This is a genomic window from Cellulomonas wangleii, assembly GCF_018388445.1.
GTDB classification, from domain to species: Bacteria; Actinomycetota; Actinomycetes; order Actinomycetales; family Cellulomonadaceae; genus Cellulomonas; species Cellulomonas wangleii.
Map to the genome: position 1 here is coordinate 819,647 of NZ_CP074405.1, position 13,362 is coordinate 833,008.

Below are 13,362 nucleotides of genomic sequence, written 5' to 3' on the forward strand. Positions count from 1 at the left end.
GACGTCGAAGGACGTAGGCCAACAGGCCTAGGGAGCTCGACATAGGTCGCCTTCCTTCACAGACTTGGTGGCTTCACAGGCTGCTGTCGAGCATGTCAAGGCACTCGCGCCAGAGCCGGGCGTACTCGGCCGGCTTCGGCCCGACGTGTCCCGGCCCGCAGTCGATCTCGACGGAGCGCACGTCGACCGACGGGCTGTGCTCGCGCAGGCCGCGCAGGAACGGGTCACGGTGCCGCTCGACGTGCACGCGGTCCCCGGTGTTCTGGACGTAGAAGAGGCGGAAGGACGCGTCGTTCGCCCGCATCCGTTCGAGGACGGCGGTTCGCTGCCGGGGCGCGGAGCGTGTTCCGAAGACCGCGTCGAGAGCCGGCCGCACGAGGCGGGGGAAGTAGCCGTTCAGGTCGGTCTGCGGGTTCACGGCGAACACCGTGGACCCCTCGAGCAGGCTGGCCACGTGTATCGCCGCGAACCCCCCACCCGAGCCGCCGGCGAGCACGATGTCGCGCGCGCCGCAGCCTTCCGCCACGTTGCGCACCCACGCCGCGAGAGTGATCGGCAGGTCGAGCGACTCTGTCCCGAGGTACCACCCGAGTCGCAGCGTGCGGTCTAGGTCGAGCGTCGGGTCGCCGATCGCGAGCAACGGTCCGCCGGAGGCCGTGTGGGTGCGGACCCGCTCGAACCGGGGGAGTGCCGTCTTCGCGCGGTCGAGCGCACCGTGTAGGAGGACCGTCAGCACCGGGGAATCCCCGGGAGAGTAGAGGGTCGGCAGCGTGAGCGCACCGAGGTCGAGCGTCACGATCGTCGGCTCCTGCGGAGGTACGAACGAGTGTGGGACCCCCTTGTACGAGGACAGCGGCATGTCGCGCACACGGCGAGCCTCGCCGCTGGACCACGCCACCAACGGCGGACGCCCCCAGCTCTCGTCGTCCGGCGGTGCCGTCGTGAGATCGGCGATCACCGCGCGCATGCCCAGGTCACGATCGTGGAGCAGGAGCGAGCCGAAGCGTCGCCGGAGGTCGTCCGCGGCGTGCAGGCGCACGGACTGGTCAGCCGTCGCCGACCACGCCCGTCCCTTCGCCTCCGCCATTGCCGGCCACACCTCGGAGCCCAGCGCAAGGCGTTCGGAGGCGCCAGGTGTCACATCCGGGTCAGCACGCCCGGCGCCCGCACCGGCATCGCGCTCTGGCCGCGACGGCGGTGTCGTCACTACCGCGCGGCCGCCCAGGTCCAGGCGCAGGCCTCCCGGCGCGTCGAGCGTGGCCTCGTCGAGGCCTTCGATCGCGGCCGAGGCGAGAGCCGGCGGCACGAGGACAGCGGCGAACGCGAGACGTCGGCCACGCCGTGACACGGACACTTGCGTCGCCGGCTCGGCTTTGCCCCACCCCGTGGCCTTCCACCCCTCGTGCGGGTCCGTCCGGCCGCGGACGAGCAGGACGTCTCCCCCGGGCAGCAGATGCATGCGGGTGGACTTGTGCGCAGACGTCAGCGCGAGACAGTCGTCGTCCTCCTGCGTCACGTCGACGTCGGGAGCGAGGAGCCAGCGCTGCTGCGCCTCGACCTCGTCGTCGGCTTCGACGTGGTCCACGACGACGAGCGCCTCGGTGCGCCGGTCGAAAGTCACACTACGGCGGAGGAGGACGCCGGTGTACCCGCGGTCCTCGAGCACGAAGTGGTCGGTGTCGGCCGTGGTTGCACGCGCGACGAGCGCCACGACGCTCGACCGGTCGTACCGGCGCCCCGGCACGTGCACGACGTTGTGCGATGCCCGGCTGAGCACGAGGTCACGGATGGCGTGCTCGCCGTAGATGTACTTGCCGGGGTCGACGAGCCACGGGCGCCCACCGGCGAAGTACGTCAGCGACCCGCCGTCCGGGTGTCCATGCACCCGGCGCGCGGACCCGAACGAAAGCGAGTAGAAGGTCTCGTCGACGCACCGGCGGTCCGTCTCGCCCCAGCCGCTGCGGCCGAAGACGTAGCCGCGGTCGAAGACCGCGACGAGGTCGGCGGGCGGCTCGCCGTCAGCGCCGTTGGACGCCACGTACTTCGTCGCCGGGTGGTCGATGCCGCGGGGTCGGCCGCCGTCGCCGTCGCCGATGCTTTCGTACTCCCCGTCAGGCCGGGTGGCGTGCGCGAGTGCGAGCGGGGCAGCGGCCAGGCGCTCGGAATGCGGGAGCGGGGGTTCGCCCTCGAGCTCGAGCCGGCGGAGGGCTCGCGACCACCACCGGTAATTTAGGTCGTGGTAAACGGGACTGCCTTCGGCGTTCACACCCTGCTCGTCGTAGCTCTCCTCGAGCAGTCCCTCCAGCCGCGTGCGTCCGAGCGCGACCCACTGGCCCTGGCCGAGCACGGTGCCGATGACGAACAGGGCCTCGTGTTGGTGCAGCGCGTGGTTGGCGCGGCCGAGGTGCCGTTCGTCTTCGAGCCACTCCCCGTGCTGGTGGAGGGAGTCGAACACCCACCCCGGGTCGTCCACGACGAGGAGTCCCGCGACGAGCACGAACCCCCGCACGGCGTCGACCATGTCGGACCACGCCCAGGCGGAGGGGGAGCCGCCGGGTGGGTTGTGCTCCACCCAGGACCGTGCGTGCTCCACCCAGAGGTCACGGGCCGTCTCGTCACCGGCTAGTGCGGCACGCCGTGCGGGCTCGAGCCACCGCAGCATGTGCAGTTGCGCGGCCCAGTTCCGGCTGGTGAACGGGTCCTCCGTCCACGTCATAACGGTCGGAAGCTGCCACTCCGCGTGCGGGTGGAGTTGGATGCGGCGGTGGGCGAGCAGCTCGACGGCGCGGGCATCCGTCGCCCGGCGCTCGAAGTGCGGGCCGAAGGACTGACGCGCGGCCACGCTACGAGCGTGCGCCAGCGTGGGCATGGGTCGAAGGTCAGGCACGAGTGCTCTCCAGCTGCTTGTACAGGGCCGCGTAGGTCTGCGCGTTAGCCGTCCACGATCGTTCCGCACGGACCCAGTTGGCACCGGCGCGGGCCAGTGCCTCACGCCGGTCCGGGTCCTCGACCAGCTCGCGCAGGGTTTCCGCGAGCGCGTCGGGGTCGCCCGCGCGGAACAGCGCTGCTGCCCCGCTGTCCTCGGCGATCTCCTGCAGCGCTTCGACGTCGGAGAGGACGACGACACGACCGGTGGCGAACGCCTCGAATGGCTTGAGCGGCGTGACGAGCCGGCACACGTCGGCCGGACGCCGGGGGACCGCGAAGACGTCGATGACGCTGTAGTACCGCAGGACGTCGGCGTGCGGCACGCGTCCGGTGAAGGTGACGTTGGTCAGGGCCAGGCTCTCGGCGCGCTTCTGCAGATGCCCGAGGACGGGTCCGTCGCCCACGACGAGGAGCCAGGTTGGATGCCCGCACTGCTCCAGGCGTGCGAAAGCCTCGAGGAGCACCTCGATCCCCTCGTACTCGACCACGGAGGTGACGCAACCGACGACGACCGCCCCCGCTGGGATGCCGAGTTGCGCCGCCAGCGCCTCGTCACGGGACGGGACGGCGAAGAGCTCGCCGTCCACGGCGTTCGGCACGATGGTGAGGCGGTCCGCCGGTAGGCCGGCAGCGAGGATGCGGCGGGACATCACGCGCGCGAGCGTCACCACATGGTCTGCTGCGGCACGCGCGTCGGCCTCGCGCTCACGACGCCATTCGTACGCCTCAGGCGTGCCATAGCGCGCGAAGACCGCGGCGGTGTCCGTCCAGCCGTACTTGTCCGCTGTTCGCGAGAGCCAGGATTCCTCCCAGAAGCCTCGCGCCTCGTACACCACCGGAATGCCGGTCGCGTCTCCGACGGCGCGGGCGATCAGTGCGTTGAAGAAATCGGAGTGCGCGTGCAGCACCGAGGGGCGTACCCGTCGGGCGACCTCGAGCAGCGCCTCGGCATTGGCCTGCAACCACGCGGCGTGACCTACATCGAAGATCGAGTCGCCGACAGATCGGTGGTACGTCACGCCGTCGACCTCGTCGACTTCGCCTCCGCGTGACGTCGTCGCGGTGATGCCGAGTTGCACAAAGACGTGGGGGTCAAGCCCTTCCGCCGCCTGCGCGCGTCCCGTGCTCTGGGTGCGGAGCGTGTACCCGGACTGCGTGGTCGGCACCGCGCGGCCGACGACGTGGAGGACCCTGCCAGCTACACGCTCGACTTTGACGGGGACGGTGAGCGACGGGACAAACGACCCCTCCATCACGGCCCTTTCGCTGTCACGCAGCGCGAGCGTGCGTTGGTCACGGGGGTCGCCGTGCGCCGCCGCCGCGGCAAAGTAGTCGTGCGCACGTCGAAGATAGCCACGGTCCCGCAGCCCTCGGGCGAGGGTGCGCAGCTCCTGCAGACGGAGGTCCGTGAGGGCTGCTACTTGCACAGAAACGAGCCGGTCCGCCTCGAGCAGGTCGCCGTCCGTAAGCAGCTGCTGGACCACGCGCAGCGTGTCCGGACCCGCGAGCACGGCCGGTCGCAGGCGGGCGCCGGGCAGGTCCTGGGTGCGCAGCTCCGAGTCAAGCACGGCGACCGCCGTGGACAGCCGCCGGAGCGTGGACCGGTCAAGGTCGCCGTCCGACTGCTGCATGAGCTGGTCGGTGCGGTCGCGCAGCGCATGCATGTCCTGCGCGAGCGCCGCCAGGCGACTGTCCGCCTCCCTCCAGCGGCGCTCACCGACGGCGACGCGCGCGCGGAGGCTGCGCAGCGCAAGGGCCGTGCACGCGAGTGCGGCGAGGAGGGCCAGGGTCGTGACGGCGGCGACGGCGTCCAGCGTTCCCGTGACGAGGCCGACCCCGGCGCCGCCGAGACCGACTGTCAGCGCGCCGACGCACGCCAGCTGGAGACTGCTCGAGCTCATGGGGGTCCTTAATTCTCGGTGCTGCCGGACGCGCGCGGCGCGACCTCTTCGAGCAGCGACGCGATGGTTTCGTAGGTGCAGCGGGAGTAGTGGAAGGGCGCAGGTCCCCAGCGGTGCTGGGAGTCCGCGACGACGTCCTTGATAGGCGGCGCCACGACGCGGATGCCGGCGTCCCGGGCCGCCGAGTAGTACCGCTCGAAGGCGGCGTTTGCCTCGGCCGGCGCGACGCCGAAGCTCCGGGGCACCGCGCTGCCGTCGTCCGAGGTCTCCGCCCAGGGGACGGCGAGCAGGACGGTTTTAGGGAGCAAGCTCAGGCCGCGCACGGTGTCGTGGAACCATGCGAGGGCGCGGCACCAGAGCGCGAAGTGCTCATTCGTCCCGAAGGTGACAAGTCGTCGACCTCGGAGGTGCTCCTCGATGCCGGACGCTACGAGTTCGACCGAGCGCGTCGCGACCTGACCTTCCGGCCAGGTCCACACACCCAGGCGCTCGTCTGTGAGGTCCCAGACGAGCAGGTCCGTCTCCGCTGCGTGCGCGACGAGCAAGGAGGGGAGGTCGCCCTGGGCGTCTCCCTCGACCATGCGGCGCTGGAAGGGCGACTCCAGAACTTCGGTGCCGGGGACGGTCGCGGCGCCGGCATAGGCACTGATGAGCGACTGGCGCGCCACGTACCGGACTAACACGAACTGGCCGGAGCCGGAGACATGCTCGAACGTGTCCCGTGCCACGCAGCTGCCGTAGACGAAGACTCGCGTTGTGGTGTCTCCGGCCGGTGCCCCCGCGGGGCTCATCCGGCGAACTCCTCCTGCCGTGCGCCGATGTCGAGGAGGTGCGCGATCGCGGCGACGGTCCGGCCCGATGCATGCCCGTCCCCGTACGGGTTCACGGCGGTCGCCATGGCCTCGTACGCCTGCGGGTCGCGCAGCAGGCGCACGACCTCGTCGACGATCCGCTCTTCGTCGGTGCCGATCAGCTTCACGGTGCCGGCGTCCACGGCCTCGGGTCGCTCGGTGTTGTCGCGCATCACGAGGACCGGCTTGCCGAGGCTCGGCGCCTCCTCCTGCACCCCGCCAGAGTCGGTCAGCACGACCGTCGCGAGCGACAGCATGCGCGTGAACTGCCCGTACGCGAGCGGTTCGATCACGATGACGTTGGCCAGGCCTTCGACGTGGGGGAGAACAGCCTCTCGCACGACGGGGTTGCGGTGGATCGGCAGCACGACCATCAGCTCGGGCTCGTCCTTCGCCACGCGCGCGACGGCCCGGCCGACACCGGCCATGGCTTCTCCCCAGTTCTCGCGCCGGTGCGTCGTGACGAGCAGGATGTCCCGCCCCTCGGACCCCAACTGCTCGAGTGCCGGGTCGTCGAAGGGGACTTGCTTGCCGACCGTCGCCAGCAGCGCGTCGATGACCGTGTTGCCCGTGACGACGATGTCCTCGTCCGCCACGCCCTCCCGCAGCAGGTTCTCCCGGCTCGTTCGGGTCGGCGCCAGGTGCAGCGCGGCGATCTGGGACGTGATCTTTCGGTTCGCCTCCTCCGGGAACGGGGAGTACAGATCACCGGACCGCAACCCTGCCTCCACGTGCACCACGGGGATCTGCCGGTAGAACGCCGCCAGCGCGGCGGCGGTGGACGTCGTGGTGTCGCCCTGGACCACCACGGCGGCCGGCTGCTCCTTCTCGAGGATCGGGTCGAGCCCGTCGAGCACGCGGCTGAAGATCTGCGCGAGCGTCTGCCCGTGGCTCATGATGTCGAGGTCGTGGTCCGGCGTGATCCCGAACAGCTCGTTGACCTGGTCGAGCATCTCCCGGTGCTGGCCGGTGACCACCACGACGCTGTCGAGGTCGTCGCTCGCCTCGATCGCCTTGACGACGGGCGCGCACTTGATCGCCTCGGGGCGGGTGCCGTACACGGTCATGATCCGGGGGCGCATCGTCGGTCTCCTGGGTCGTTCGGTTCTCAACCGCCCCGGACGTGCCGGGGCGGGGCGGACGGGTCGTACAGCTCGGTCACGCGCACGGCGGTGTCGTGCCCCTCGCCGAAGGCGTCATCGAGCAGGCCGGCGGCCTTCTCGGTCTCGCCCTTGGCCAGGTTCCACGCCCACCAGCGGTACTTCTGGGCCACGTCGTAGGCGCTGCCGTCCATGACGAGGCGGCCCTTGTGCAGCCAGATGGCGCGGGTGCACGTCTCCTCGACCGTCTTGGCGGCGTGGGAGACGAGGAACGTGCAGCCTGCGTTGCCGCGCAGCTGGTTCATCCGGTCCTCCGACCGCTCCCGGAACGCGGCGTCGCCGGTGGCCAGCGCCTCGTCGATCAGCAGGATCTGCGGGTTCGCGGCGGCCGCGATCGCGAACTTCAGGCGCGCCCCCATGCCGGACGAGTACGTCTTCATGGGGTGGTGGATCGCCGGCCCCAGCCCGGACAGCTCGACGATGTCCTTGTAGGCGGCGCTCACCTCCTCCGGCGTCATGCCCATGGCGAGGCAGCCGAGGCGCACGTTCTGCTGACCGGTGAGCTCCGGCAGCATCGCGGCGTTCACGCCCAGCAGCACCGGCGTCGTGCGGGCCAGCACCATGCCCCGGGCCGGACGCTCGAGGCCCGCGATGACCCGCAGGAGCGTGCTCTTGCCCGACCCGTTGAGCCCGACGACGCCGACGGCCTCGCCGGAGCGGGCGACGAACGACACCCCGGCGAGTGCACGGTTGAGCACCGTGGGCTGGCGCCCGATGAGGCGGTTGACCGCGCGCATCGCGCGGGGCACCTCGGCCCGCGCGGCCGCGTCCGTGGAAGGCGTGCGGTAGCGCACGTGGACGTCGTCAACCGCCACCTGAACCGAGCGCATTGCGGCGACCCCGGTCACGGTCATGACGGCCTGCGTGGGGCTAGACGGAGCCATAGCTCTCCTCCCCGCGCCAGAAGAAGACGGCGCCCGCGACAAGGAGACCGACCGACCATGCGCTGAGTACGGCCCAGGACTCCCACGCAGGGGTCTGGCCGTACAGCAGGCAGTCCCGAACGATGTCCAGCACGAGGAACATCGGGTTCATCTCCACAACGCGCAACAGCGTGGGGTGGTCGATGAACCGATCGAAGGAGAAGAAGACGGCTGACCCGTACAGCCAGAACCGCATGAGCACGCCGATGACCTGGCCGAGGTCGGGCACGCGCGCCGTGGCACGGGCGGCGATGAGCGTGAGGCCCAGGTTCATGGCGAGCTGCAGCGCAAGGACGAGCGGGACCAGGAGCCAACGCCAGCCGATCAGCTCAGCCGGTGCCGCCCATGTGTCGGCGGCTGCCGGTCGCGTGAACAGGATGAGCACGACCAGCAGCACGAGGGTCGGCACGAACGCGAGGGCCTCGCGTGCCACGGACGCCAGCGGCAGCGCCGCGCGAGGGAATGCGAAGGACCGGACGAGCGACCGGCCCGCGACCAACGAGCGTGCGCCGGTGCTCACCGTCCGCGAGGTCAGCCGGAACAGGAAGACACCGATCAGCAGGTACCCGATGAAGTTGTCGATCCCTCTGCTCGAGCGCAGCAGCAGCCCGAAGATCACGAGGTACACGGCGGCGTCGAGCAGCGGCGACAGCACCAGCCAGACCCGCCCCAGCAGGGTCCCGCTGTTGCTCGTCGACACCTTCGCCCGCGCGTCGGCCACGATGAAGTGCCGCCGCAGCCACAGCAGCCGCAGGTACTCCCCGAAGGCCGGCCGGCTCGCGACGGGCCGCAGCACGGTCCCGTCCACGGGTTCCACGTGCAGGGGCCGACGGCCGTCGCGCAGCAGCAGCGGGCGCGTGAAGACGTTCGGCGTCGCGCCGGTGGCCGGCGCGCTCGTCGCCGTGTCGGTCGCGGCGCCGGTGGACCGCCCGCTCACGCCGCCACCTCCTCGTACAGCCGCCGGTACGCCGCCCCGGCGGCTGCCCACGTGCGCGTGGCGGCGAAGGCCCGTCCGGCCTCCCCGAGCGAGCCGGCGAGCGCGGGGTCGTCGGCCAGCCGCTCGATGGCGTCGGCCAGCGCCTGCGCGTCGTCGGGCGCCGCGAGCAGGCCCGTGCCTGGCTCCCCGACGATCTCCGCCAGGGCGGGCAGGTCGCTGGCCACCACGGGCCGCCCGAGCGCCATCGCCTGCATCGGCTTGAGCGGCACGACGGCCCGGGTCACGGCCGTGTCCCGGCGGGGGACGGCGAAGGCGTCGAGCGCGAGGTGCCAGCCGACCGCCTCGTCGGGGGCCACCCGGCCGGGCAGCACGACGTGGTCCGCGATGCCGAGGGACTGCGCGCGCCGGGCGATGGACGCGCGCGCGGTGCCGTCCCCGACCACGGCGCAACGCACGTCCGCACCGCGCCGGCGCAGCACGGCCACCGCCTCGACCAACGTCTCGATCCCCTCGTAGTCGACCAGGCTGCTCACCGTGCCGACCCAGAAGCCCTCCCCGGACAGGCCCAGCCGTGCACGGGCCGCCGTCGAGGATACGTGCAGGTCAAGCAGCTCGCCCGGCACCGCGTTGGGCACGACGGTGATCCGTGCGGGGTCGACGCCGCGCGTGACGAGGTCGCGCCGCACGGTCTCGCCGAGGGTCACCACGTGGTCCGCTGCCCGGGCCAGCTCGGTCTCCCGCGCCCGCAGCAGGGCGTGCCGCTCGCTCGCGCGCGCCGCGTGCTGCGCCTCGGCGGTGGGGAACGACGCCGCCCACGTGTCCTCCAGGACGCCGCGCACCTCGTACACCCACGGCAGGCCGTGCTCGTCGGCGAGGGCGCGGGTCACCACGGCGTTGCTCCACGCGGTGGTGGTGTGCAGCACGGTGGGGCGCAGGGCACGCACCAGGGGTCGCGCGAGCGCCACGTTCTGCCGCAGGCGCGCGCCGGGGGTGCGCGCGGCGGACCACGGCAGCAGGCGGTGGTACGCGATGCCGTCCACCACGTCGACGTCGCGGCCCGTCACGCGCCCGACGACGACGGGGTAGCCGAGCCGGGTGGCCGCGGCCACCTCGATGCCCGCGGCGGCCTGGGCGCGCAGCACCTCGTGGCTGCGCAGCGTGTACCCGCTGGAGGTGTGCGGCAGGGAGTTGGTCAGCAGGTGCAGCGCGACGGGCGGGCCGGCCGGAGTGGAGCGCGCACGCCGATCGCCGGCCAGCACCGTCCCGGGCGTCATGGCGCGCTGCTCGGACGCGAGGCGACGGCCCAGCGGGGTGCCCTGGGCGAGCGTGACGGCCCCGGAGACGTCGCCCGCCCGCCATGCGGCGCGGGCGCGCGTGACGCGCGGGGCGTCCGGCGGCAGGGGGACGTCGAGCTCGACGGCGACCTCCCCGAGCACCCGGCGCACCGGGGACGCCGGGCGTCCGGCGAGCGCGGCGGCCACGCCGGCCCGCGCGTCGTCCCGGTGCCCGCGCAGCCACGCGGCCAGGCCACGGCGGGCGTCGGCATGCCGCCCTCCCGTGCCGTTGTCGAGCAGCCCGGCCACCGCGAGCGTCGCGCGCCGTGGCGCGCGCCTGCTCGCCTGCACGGCCAGCAGCGCCGGGTCCTCGGCCGCCATGCCGGTGGCCGTGGTGACCCCGAGCGCCACCTGGCGGGCGAAGCCCCTCACGAGCGCACCTGCTCGAGCAGGTCGAGGTACGAGGCGGCCAGCTGGTCGTGGTCGGCGTTCTGCCGGACCCAGGCCCGTCCCGACGTCCGCACGTCGAGGCGCGTGCGGTCGTCCGCGAGGGCGCCCCACAGGTCCGCCAGCGCGGCCGGCGACTGCGGCGGCACCACGGACCCCGCGGCGGACTCCGCGACCACCCGGGCCGCCTCGCCGGCCACGGCGGCCGTCACGTGGCGGCCGACCGACAGGATCTCGTAGAGCTTGGAGGGCACGGTCCACTCGAACGGCCCCCAGTCGCGCAGCGAGACGACGACCGTGTCGGCCCAGGCGTAGTGGGCCATGACCTCGTCCGCGGGCACCCGACCGACGAACTCCACCCGGTCGCCGAGCATCCGCGCCAGGTCCCGCAGGTACGGTTCGTCGGCACCCGACCCGACGAACCGCAGCCGCAGGGCGACGCCGCGCCGGTGGGCGACGTCGGCGGCCCGGACGACGGCGCCCAGGCCCTGGCTGCGCCCCATGGTGCCCAGGTAGAGCACGTGCAGCGCGTCGGACGTCCGGGCCGGGGTCGGCAGCAGCGGAAGGTCCGGCAGGTGCGCGCCGTTGCGGATGACGCTCACGCGGGGGACGCCGCGCGCGGACAGGACGTCGGCGAACGACACGGTGGTCGTCACCACGGAGTCGGCGTGCCGCTGCAGCGACGTCAGCGACCGGTGCGCGACCGTCGTCGCGCGCGCCCGCACACCGCCGCCCTCACCCGGCCCCCACATGCCGCTGGACGCGATCAGGTCGGGCCACGCGTCCCGCATCTCGACGACGGCGGGCCGGCGCAGCAGGCGGCCCAGCAGCATGCCGGCGGGGATGGTGGGCAGCCCGGGGGCGGTCGCCACGACCACGTCGGGCCGCTGCCGGGAGCCGATGAGGGGCAGCGTCCGGCGCAGGGAGTCACCGGCGGCGACGAGCTGGTCGGCCGTGCGGCTCACCAGGGACGGCCCGTGCTCGCGGAAGTGCACGCGCACCACGGTCTCGCCGTGGGCGCCCCGGGCGACGGTGCCGGGCCGCAGGTGCGCACCCTGCGGATCCAGCAGCCCGGACGGGTAGTGCGGAGGCGGGGTCAGGACGGTCACGCGGTGCCCTGCGGCCACGAAGCGCTCCACGAACGCCGACCACCGGCGCTGCGGAGCGCCGGTCTCGGGTGCGTAGTGGTGGGTCAGCAGAGCGACGTGCACAGGTCTTTATCGACCCTTTCGCGCACGTGTGGTGGTATTTGCCGGTTCAACGTTCCATCTCACCGCGCGACCATATCTTGCGACCTCGGGGAAGGGCATTCCCGGCACACGCGCGCGCCCTCCATTTATCGCCCGCACGGCGGGTGAACCCGCGCCCGCGCTCACCGCGCGGACGCCGCCTGCCGGCCATGCGGACGGTGCGCGTCCGGGCCGCGCACTTCTGCCACACTGCCGCCCATGTCGACAACTTCCCCGGAGGAGAAGCTCGACGACGCGTCCGCGCCCCCCCGCAGCGCCGTCGACCGCTTCTTCAAGATCACCGAGCGTGGCTCCACCATCGGGGCCGAGATCCGCGGCGGTCTCGTCACCTTCTTCACGATGAGCTACATCATCGTGCTCAACCCCCTCATCCTGGGCTTCGTGCCGGACGGCACGGGCGAGTTCCTGGGTGGCGGCACCGGTGACGGCAGCAACCTGCCGCTCATCGCCGCGGCGACCGCACTGGTCGCCGGCGTCCTGTCGATCCTCATGGGCCTCGTCGCCAACTTCCCGATGGCGCTGGCCGCGGGCCTCGGCCTCAACGCGGTCGTGGCCTTCACCATCGCGGCGATCCCCGGCGTGTCCTGGGCGGACGCGATGGGCATCGTCGTCCTCGAGGGTCTGATCATCACCGTCCTGGTGCTCACCGGGTTCCGCACGGCCGTGTTCCGGGCCGTCCCGCGTGAGCTCAAGGTCGCGATCGGCGTCGGCATCGGCCTGTTCATCACGCTCATCGGCTTCGTCAACGGCGGGTTCGTCCGCCAGGGCGGCGGCACGCCGCTCGAGCTGGGCATCGGCGGGTCCCTCGTGGGCTGGCCGTCGCTCGTGTTCGTCTTCGGGCTGATCCTGGCGATCGTCCTCATGGTCAAGCGCGTGCGCGGCGGCCTCCTCATCGCCGTCATCGGCACCACCGTGATCGCGGTGATCGTCGAGGCCGTCGCGAAGATCGGCGACCAGGCCGGTGGCGAGAACCCTGCCGGCTGGCACCAGAACGTGCCGGCCGTGCCGGACGCGATCGCGTCCGTGCCGGACCTGTCGCTGCTCGGTCAGTTCTCGCTGTTCGGGGCCGTCGGCCAGGTCGGCGTCCTCGCGGTCGCGCTGCTCGTCTTCTCGATCCTGCTCGCCGACTTCTTCGACACGATGGGCACCATGGTCGCCGTCGGGTCCGAGGCCAAGCTGCTCGACGAGGGTGGCAACCCCCCGCGCAGCAAGCAGATCCTGCTCGTCGACTCCCTCGGGGCCGTCGCCGGTGGTGTCGGGTCCGTCTCGTCCAACACCGCGTACGTCGAGTCGACGTCCGGTGTCGCCGAGGGCGCCCGCACGGGCCTCGCCTCCGTCGTCACCGGTATCGCGTTCCTGCTCGCGACGTTCCTGTCGCCGCTGGTCGCGATGGTCCCGTCCGAGGCGGCCGCGCCCGTCCTCGTCGTCGTCGGCTTCCTCATGGTCACGCAGATCACCGGCCTGGACTGGAAGTCCCCCGAGATCGCGATCCCCGCGTTCCTCACGCTCGTGCTCATGCCGTTCACGTACTCGATCACCACGGGCATCGGCGCGGGGTTCATCGCGTTCGTGCTCATCAAGGTGGCGGTCGGCAAGGCCCGGCAGGTGCACCCGCTCATGTGGTTCGCGGCCGTCGCGTTCGTCGTGTACTTCGCCCTCGGCCCCATCCAGGAGCTCATCGGCCTGTAACG

9 protein-coding genes are annotated in these 13,362 nt (G+C 72.3%); 1 reads left to right on the top strand and 8 read right to left on the bottom strand.

Translation table 11 applies throughout. The features are described from left to right. Positions 1–73 precede the first annotated feature (73 nt). Genes KG103_RS03995 through KG103_RS04030 form a run of 8 tightly spaced genes read right to left on the bottom strand, consistent with a single transcriptional unit; the run spans position 74 to position 11,632 of the window. Positions 74–2,869, bottom strand: a complete 2,796-nt coding sequence (locus KG103_RS03995) for a heparinase II/III domain-containing protein (RefSeq protein ID WP_213319981.1) — start codon at positions 2,867–2,869, stop codon at positions 74–76. 10 nt (positions 2,870–2,879) lie between these two features. After that, positions 2,880–4,829 (bottom strand): glycosyltransferase, encoded by a 1,950-nt coding sequence (locus KG103_RS04000; RefSeq protein WP_213319984.1) that lies wholly within the window; start codon positions 4,827–4,829, stop codon positions 2,880–2,882. An 8-nt stretch (positions 4,830–4,837) separates the two neighbouring features. Then, positions 4,838–5,620, bottom strand: a complete 783-nt coding sequence (locus KG103_RS04005; RefSeq protein ID WP_243656361.1) for a DUF6270 domain-containing protein — start codon at positions 5,618–5,620, stop codon at positions 4,838–4,840. After that, positions 5,617–6,762, bottom strand: coding sequence for a non-hydrolyzing UDP-N-acetylglucosamine 2-epimerase (gene wecB / locus KG103_RS04010; protein WP_207340567.1), 1,146 nt, complete (start codon positions 6,760–6,762; stop codon positions 5,617–5,619). The genes KG103_RS04005 and wecB overlap by 4 nt, the downstream gene beginning before the upstream one ends. Before the next feature lie 26 nt (positions 6,763–6,788). Next, the gene (locus KG103_RS04015; protein WP_249670785.1) at positions 6,789–7,655 is read right to left on the bottom strand and encodes an ABC transporter ATP-binding protein; all 867 of its coding nucleotides are present in this window, start codon (positions 7,653–7,655) and stop codon (positions 6,789–6,791) included. Positions 7,656–7,710: 55 nt separating this feature from the next. Beyond that, positions 7,711–8,700 carry an ABC transporter permease gene (locus tag KG103_RS04020; protein WP_249670792.1) on the bottom strand — a complete coding sequence of 330 codons (990 nt, stop codon included), beginning with the start codon at positions 8,698–8,700 and terminating at the stop codon, positions 7,711–7,713. Continuing rightward, positions 8,697–10,406, bottom strand: coding sequence for a glycosyltransferase family 4 protein (locus KG103_RS04025; RefSeq protein WP_207340569.1), 1,710 nt, complete (start codon positions 10,404–10,406; stop codon positions 8,697–8,699). The genes KG103_RS04020 and KG103_RS04025 overlap by 4 nt, the downstream gene beginning before the upstream one ends. Next, the gene (locus tag KG103_RS04030; RefSeq protein ID WP_207340570.1) at positions 10,403–11,632 is read right to left on the bottom strand and encodes a glycosyltransferase family 4 protein; all 1,230 of its coding nucleotides are present in this window, start codon (positions 11,630–11,632) and stop codon (positions 10,403–10,405) included. The genes KG103_RS04025 and KG103_RS04030 overlap by 4 nt, the downstream gene beginning before the upstream one ends. Before the next feature lie 237 nt (positions 11,633–11,869). Here KG103_RS04030 and KG103_RS04035 point away from each other — a divergent pair, with 237 nt between their 5' ends. Continuing rightward, entirely contained in the window at positions 11,870–13,360 is a 1,491-nt protein-coding gene (locus KG103_RS04035; protein ID WP_207340571.1) for an NCS2 family permease, read from the top strand. Positions 13,361–13,362: the final 2 nt, after the last annotated feature.